The following is a 6,452-nucleotide window of genomic DNA, read 5'->3' as shown; positions in this document are numbered from 1 at the left end:
TGTGCGCCGCCGCCTACCTGGTGTGCCGCCATGCGGCCGGCGCCACCGCGCTCGTGGTGTTGGACAGCTGGCCGACCGCGCTTGGCGCCGTGGGGTTTACGGTCGCCGGGTTGGTTGCGACGTCGTTTCCCCTGCAGCTGCCGTGGCTGCCGCTGGTCGCCCCGCTGGCGGCGCTGCTGATCTACCTGCTGGCCGTCCGGCCGTTCATGAACTGACCGCGCTGCGTCAGTGCAGCAACTCGGCGGCCTGGTCGGCCAGATCCAGCAGCGGCTGCGGGAAGATGCCCAACACCACGGTGATCGCGGCGCACACCGCGATCGCGGCCTTGCTCAAGATGCCCGGCGCCACCACGTGCGGCGTGTCCTCGGTCGCCTCGGTGAAGAACATCGACACGATCACCCGCACGTAGAAGTAGGCGGCCACCCCGCTCGCGACCACACCGACGATCACCAGCGGCACGGCACCGCCCTGGGCGGCGGCCTTGAACACGGCGAGCTTGCTGACGAATCCGCTCGTCAGGGGGATGCCGGCGAAGGCCAACAGGAACATCGAAAACATCACGCCCACAATGGGGGAGCGCTGCCCGAGCCCCGCCCAGTGCGAGAGCGTGGCGTCCTCGACCCCGTCGGCGTCGCGGATCAGGCCGACGATGGCGAACGCGCCGACGGTGCTGAAGCTGTAGGCCAGCAGGTAGAACAGCGTGGCGGACAGGCCCGTGTGGTTGTCGGCGATGACGCCGGTGAGGATGAATCCGACGTGGGCGACCGACGAGTAGGCCAGCATGCGTTTGACGTCGGTCTGGTTCACCGCGGTGATGGTGCCCACCGCCATGGTCAGGATGGAGATGGCCCACAGCACCGGGCGCCACTGATCGTGCAGCGGCGGCAGCGCCACGTAGATAACCCGCAGCAGCGCACCGAAAGCCGCCACCTTGGTGGCGGCCGCCATGAACCCGGTGATGGGGGTGGGCGCGCCCTGGTACACGTCGGGAATCCACGAATGGAACGGAACGGCACCAACCTTGAACAACAGACCGACCGACAGCAGCGCCACACCGACCAGCGCCATCGACGTATCGCCCTGCGCGGCCAGCGCGTCGCGGATTCCGGTCAGCAGCAAGGTGCCGGTCGCGCCGTACAGCAGCGCCACGCCGTAGAGGAAGAACGCCGACGAAAACGCGCCCAGCAGAAAGTACTTCATCGCGGCTTCCTGCGACAGCAGGCGGCGATGACGGGCCAGGCCGCACATCAGGTACAACGGCAACGACAGCACTTCCAGCGCAACGAACATGGTCAACAGGTCGTTGGAGGCGGGGAAAACCATCATGCCGCCGACCGACAGCAGCGCCAGCGGGAACAGCTCCGTCTGGGCGGCTCCGGCCCGCTCGGCCTCCCGTTCGGCGTCACTGTCGGGCACCGCCGACGCCTGCGGGGTAAAGGAGTCCAGGCCACCCGAACCGGCCCTGCCGACGCCTACGGAGACCTTGTTGCCGGCCCTGGCCTGGGTGCGTTCGGCGATGAAGATGATGGCCAGCACCGCGACCAGCAGGATGGTGCCCTGCAGATACAGCGTCGGGCGGTCAATGGCCATGGCGCCCAACACCGCGACGCGCCCGGAGCCTGGAATCGAGCGGCTCACGGCGATCACCGCGACGAACGCCGCGATCACGCCACCGAGCGCAAGCGTTACCTGCGCCGTATAGCGAATTCGCCTGGGCAAGAACGCCTCTGCGAGGACGGCCACCACGGCGACGCCGAACACGATGAGCGTCGGGCACAGCAAAAAGTACTGGATGCTCGGGGTTGGGAGGGTCATCGCGGTCCTTCGGCGGTCCGGGGTAGGTCGGCCGGTCTGGGTGTCGCCACCGGGACGGTCGGCTTGGGGTCGTGCTGGCCGATGGTGGTCATGGTGTTCTCGACGGCGGGGTTGATGATGTCGAGCACCGGCTTGGGATAGATGCCGAGCACCAGCAGCAGCGCGATCAACGGCGCGACGACGATCAATTCGCGGGCGCGCAGATCGCCGATCTTTTCATTACCGCTGACGACCGGCCCGGTCATCACCCGCTGGTAGAGCCACAACATGTAGACCGCCGATAACACCAGCGCGGTGACCCCGAACGCGGCGGCCAGCCAGTACCGGTTGAAAGTTCCCAGCAGGACCAGGAATTCGCTGATGAAGGGCGCCAACCCGGGCAGTGACAGGGTGGCCATGGCCGACACCAGGAAGGTGCCCGCCAGTATGGGCGCCACCTTCTGCACGCCGCCGTAGTCGGCGATCGCGCGGCTGCCGTGCCTCGATATCAGGAAGCCGGCGATGAGGAACACCGCCGCCGTGGACAGACCGTGGTTGAGCATGTACAGCGTCGACCCGCTCTGCCCCTGGCTTGTCATCACGAAGATGCCCAGGATGATGAACCCGAAGTGCGAGATCGAGGTGTAGGCGATCAGCCGCATGATGTCGGTCTGGCCGATGGCGACGATCGCGCCGTAGATCACCCCGATGACCGCCAGCACCACGATCAGCGGCCGGAAATACGTTGAGGCGCCGGGGAACAGCTGCAGGCAGTACCGCAGCATGCCGAAAGTGCCGACCTTGTCCATCACCGCCATCATCAGCACCGCGGTCGCGGGGGTGGCCTCGACCGCGGCGTCGGGCAGCCAGCGGTGGAACGGCCAGAGCGGGGCCTTGATCGCGAACGCGAACATGAAGCCCAAGAACAACGCCTTGAACACCGCTGAGTCCGCGCCGTAGCGGCCGGAGGCGACGCCGGCCACGATCTCACGGAAGTCGAAGGTGCCCGAACCGTGCTGGGAGGTCACCACATACAGTCCGATCACCGCGGCCAGCATGATCAGCCCGCCGAACAGATTGTACAACAAGAACTTCACGGCCGCGCGCGAGCGGCCGGTTCCGCCGCCGAAGCCCCCGATCAGGAAGTACATCGGGATGAGCATGGCCTCGAAGAAGACGTAGAACAGCAGCACGTCCAGCGCAACGACCGAAATCAGCACCATGGATTCGATGGCCAGCGTGAGCGCGACGTACGCGTGTACACCGCGTGGGTTGCCTTCGCCCCCGTCGTTCCAGCCGGCCACCTGTAGCACCGGAATCAGCACCGCGGTCAGCAGCACCAGCACCACCGCAATGCCGTCGACGCCCAGCGTGTAGCCGGCCCCGAACGCCGGAATCCACTGGTGCTTCTCGACGAATTGATACGGCGCGCCACCGGATTTGAACCCGACGGTGACGACGATCGCCACGGCCAGGGTCGCGACGCCGAAGACCAGACCCGTCCACTTGGCGAGCTGCCGCAGCCCGGGCGGCATGAGGATGATCAGCACGGAGCCGGCCAGCGGCACCAGCCACAGCACGCTCAGCCACGGAACGTTATTCACCAGCGCCGCTCCTCGTCATCGCTTCGGACTGCATCGTCGCCGGCGCGGTCACCACAACCGCACCGCCAGGATCAGCGCGACCACCAGCACGGCGCCCGTCAGCATCGACAATGCGTAGTTGCGGGCGAAGCCGGTTTGCAGCCCCCGCAGCCGATTTGAGGTCGAACTCACCAGCGCCGCCAGCCCGTTGACCGAGCCGTCGACACCCGCGTTGTCCACGTCGACGAGCGCCTTGGTCAGTTGTGCGCCGGGGCGCATGAACACCTCTTCGTTGAAGGCATCGCCGTAGAAGTCGTTGCGGACCGCGGTGGTCAGGGCCGAGACCGAAAGCGGAGCCACCCGCGGGATCGGTGCCTTCGCATACAACCGGTAGGCCACCGCGATGCCGATGATCACGACGCCCAGCGCCAGCGCGGAGCTGACCCAGACCGGGTATGCGTGGGTGACCTCCTCGTGCTTTCCGACGACCGGCTCGAGCCAGCGCTGCAGGGTGCCACCTACCGCCAGCAGGCCACCGGAGAACACCGAGCCGATGGCGAGCAGGATCATCGGCCACGTCATCAGGCCGGGCGCCTCATGGGGGTGGGCGCCCGGACCCCAGCGCTTCTTGCCGAAGAAGGTCATCAGCATCACGCGCGTCATGTAGAACGCGGTGACGCCGGCGCCCAGTAGCGCGGCGCCGCCCAGCACATACCCCTGCGTGCCACCGGAGGCCAGCGCCGCCTCGATGATGGCGTCCTTGGAGAAGTAGCCCGCGAAGGGCGGCACGCCGATGATCGCCAGGTAGCCCAGGCCGAAGGTGACGAACGTGATGGGCAGTGCCGCACGTAGACCGCCGTAGCGGCGCATGTCCTGTTCTTCGTGCATCGCGTGGATCACCGCGCCGGAGCCGAGGAACAAGCCGGCCTTGAAGAAGCCGTGGGTGAGCAGGTGCATGATCGCGAAGGCGTAGCCGGCCGGGCCGAGGCCGGCCGCCAGCACCATGTAGCCGATCTGGCTCATCGTCGACGCCGCCAGCGCCCGCTTGATGTCGTCCTTGGCGCACCCGATGAACGCCCCGAGTAGCAGCGTGACCGCGCCCACGATGACCACGGCCAGTCGCGCATCGGGCGACAGGTTGTACAGCGGGTTGGACCGCACGATCAGATACACCCCGGCGGTCACCATGGTGGCGGCGTGGATCAGCGCGGAGACCGGGGTGGGACCCTCCATGGCGTCACCGAGCCAGGCCTGCAGCGGAACTTGGGCGGATTTGGCGCACGCGCCCAGCAGCAATAGCAATCCCATGGCGGTCAGCGCGCCCCGACTGGCCGCCGGTGCGCCGGCGAAGACCCCGGCGTAGGACAGCGTGCCGAAAGTGCTGAACATCAAGAACATTCCCAGGGCCAGCCCGGCGTCGCCGACCCGGTTCATCACGAACGCCTTCTTGGCGGCGGTGGCCGCCGTCGGCTTGTGATACCAGAACCCGATCAGCAGGTAGGAGGCCAGGCCGACGCCTTCCCAACCGACGTAGAGCACCACGTAGTTGTCTGCGACGACCAACAGCAGCATCGACGCCAGGAACAGGTTGAGGTAGCCGAAAAACCTGCGGCGGTCGATGTCTTCGGCCATGTAGGCCACCGAATAGATGTGGATCAATGACCCGACGCCGGAGATCAACAGAACGAAACACACCGACAGCTGGTCGATTTGGAGTCCGAGATCCACCTGGAGCTGCCCGACGGGGATCCAGCTGAACACCTTCTGGTGGATGACGCGGTCATCGGCGGCGCGGCCGAGCAGCTCGCTCAGCAGGCTCAGGCCCACCCCGAAGGCCGCGAGGGCGGTGGCGCAGCCCAGCCAATGCCCCCACCGGTCGGTGCGTCGCCCGCCGAAGAGCAGGATCGCGGCGCCCGCCAATGGCAGCGCCACCAGCAACCAGGTGTGTTGAGTCATGTTGGCGTCTTCAGCCTTTGAGTAGATTCGCGTCGTCGACGGACGCCGATTTGCGGGTACGGAAGATGGTCATGATGATGGCCAGGCCGATGACCACTTCGCAGGCTGCGACCACCATCGTGAAGAACGCGATCATCTGCCCGTCCAGGTGGCCGTGCATCCGCGCGAACGTGACGAACGCGAGGTTGACCGCGTTGAGCATCAGCTCCACGCACATGAACATCACAATGGCGTTGCGGCGCAACAACACCCCGGAGGCGCCGATGGTGAACAGCAGCGCCGAAAGATATAGGTAATTGGCCGGATTCACGACGTACCGCCTTGGGAGAGACTCGGGCTCGGCTCGGTGGACGGGGTCTTCTTGCCGTCGGCGCCGCGGCTTTGCAGTATCGGCGACACCGAAAGCTTCGAGTACGAGCCGTCCGGCAACAACGCGGCCACGTCCACCGCGTTGTGGCGGGCGTAGACGCCGGGGTTCGGCATCGGCGTGGGGTGTCCGCCCGGCCGGAAGCGTTCCTGGGAGAGCTCGCGCTGGGTCTTGCGGCGCTCGAAGCGTTCGCGGTGCGCCAGCACCATCGCCCCGACGGCCGCGGTGATCAGCAGCGCGCTGGTCAGCTCGAACGCCCACAGGTACCGCGAAAAGATCAGCGCCGCCAGCCCTTCCACGTTGCCGTTGGCGTTGGCGGTGGTCAGGCCGGCGAAACCGCCGGTGGCCACGTTGCCGATCACGGCGATGAGCAGGATGCCGAACCCGATGCCGGCCGCCACCCCGGCGACGCGCTGACCACGCAGCGTCTCCTGGAGCGATTCCGCGGAATCCACACCGATGAGCATCAGCACGAACAGGAACAGCATCATCACCGCGCCGGTGTAGACGACGACCTGCACCACACCCAAGAACAGCGCGTCCTGGATCATGTAGAAGATCGCCAGGATGATCATGGTCATCGCCAAGAACATCGCCGAATACACGGCGTTGACGGCGGTGACCACTCCGATCGCGCCGAGCACGGCCAGCACGCCCAGCACCCAGAAGGCGACCGCTTCGCCGGTAGAGGTTCGGACGATGGTGTCGTGGGCAAAACTGGACGCCACGACGACTGCGTGGCCGGTCAATCC

The 6,452-nt window shown here is 66.6% G+C and carries 5 protein-coding genes and 1 pseudogene; 1 reads left to right on the top strand and 5 read right to left on the bottom strand.

From position 1 onward, the window contains the following. A pseudogene (locus A5622_RS08760) lies at window positions 1-215 on the top strand (hypothetical protein); the annotation flags it as partial. 10 nt (window positions 216-225) lie between these two features. Here A5622_RS08760 and nuoN read toward each other — a convergent pair. From nuoN to A5622_RS08735, 5 genes are read right to left on the bottom strand one after another with little or no spacing between them, the layout of a single operon-like run. Further along, on the bottom strand, window positions 226-1,815 hold the full coding sequence (nuoN, locus tag A5622_RS08755; RefSeq protein WP_066877916.1) for an NADH-quinone oxidoreductase subunit NuoN: 1,590 nt from the start codon (window positions 1,813-1,815) through the stop codon (window positions 226-228). Next, the gene (locus tag A5622_RS08750; RefSeq protein WP_197498012.1) at window positions 1,812-3,398 is read right to left on the bottom strand and encodes an NADH-quinone oxidoreductase subunit M; all 1,587 of its coding nucleotides are present in this window, start codon (window positions 3,396-3,398) and stop codon (window positions 1,812-1,814) included. Before A5622_RS08750 ends, nuoN begins: the two co-directional genes overlap by 4 nt. Before the next feature lie 48 nt (window positions 3,399-3,446). Continuing rightward, on the bottom strand, window positions 3,447-5,333 hold the full coding sequence (gene nuoL, locus A5622_RS08745; protein ID WP_066877912.1) for an NADH-quinone oxidoreductase subunit L: 1,887 nt from the start codon (window positions 5,331-5,333) through the stop codon (window positions 3,447-3,449). 10 nt (window positions 5,334-5,343) lie between these two features. Next, window positions 5,344-5,643, bottom strand: coding sequence for an NADH-quinone oxidoreductase subunit NuoK (gene nuoK / locus A5622_RS08740; RefSeq protein WP_007772892.1), 300 nt, complete (start codon window positions 5,641-5,643; stop codon window positions 5,344-5,346). Continuing rightward, window positions 5,640-6,428 (bottom strand): NADH-quinone oxidoreductase subunit J, encoded by a 789-nt coding sequence (locus tag A5622_RS08735; RefSeq protein ID WP_197507976.1) that lies wholly within the window; start codon window positions 6,426-6,428, stop codon window positions 5,640-5,642. The genes nuoK and A5622_RS08735 overlap by 4 nt, the downstream gene beginning before the upstream one ends. Between the last annotated feature and the right edge of the window lie 24 nt (window positions 6,429-6,452).

Origin of the sequence: Mycobacterium sp. 1245801.1 (assembly GCF_001673055.1) — a bacterium.
GTDB lineage: Bacteria > Actinomycetota > Actinomycetes > Mycobacteriales > Mycobacteriaceae > Mycobacterium > Mycobacterium europaeum_A.
Note: the sequence above shows the minus strand (reverse complement) of the source record. Positions and strands in the feature narration are given on the sequence as shown.

What these genes read in the sequence shown, in the direction of transcription:
- nuoN (WP_066877916.1), bottom strand. Translation starts at nt 1,815, where the DNA reads ATGACCCTCCCAACCCCGAGCATCCAGTACTTTTTGCTGTGCCCGACG.
- nuoL (WP_066877912.1), bottom strand. Translation starts at nt 5,333, where the DNA reads ATGACTCAACACACCTGGTTGCTGGTGGCGCTGCCATTGGCGGGCGCC.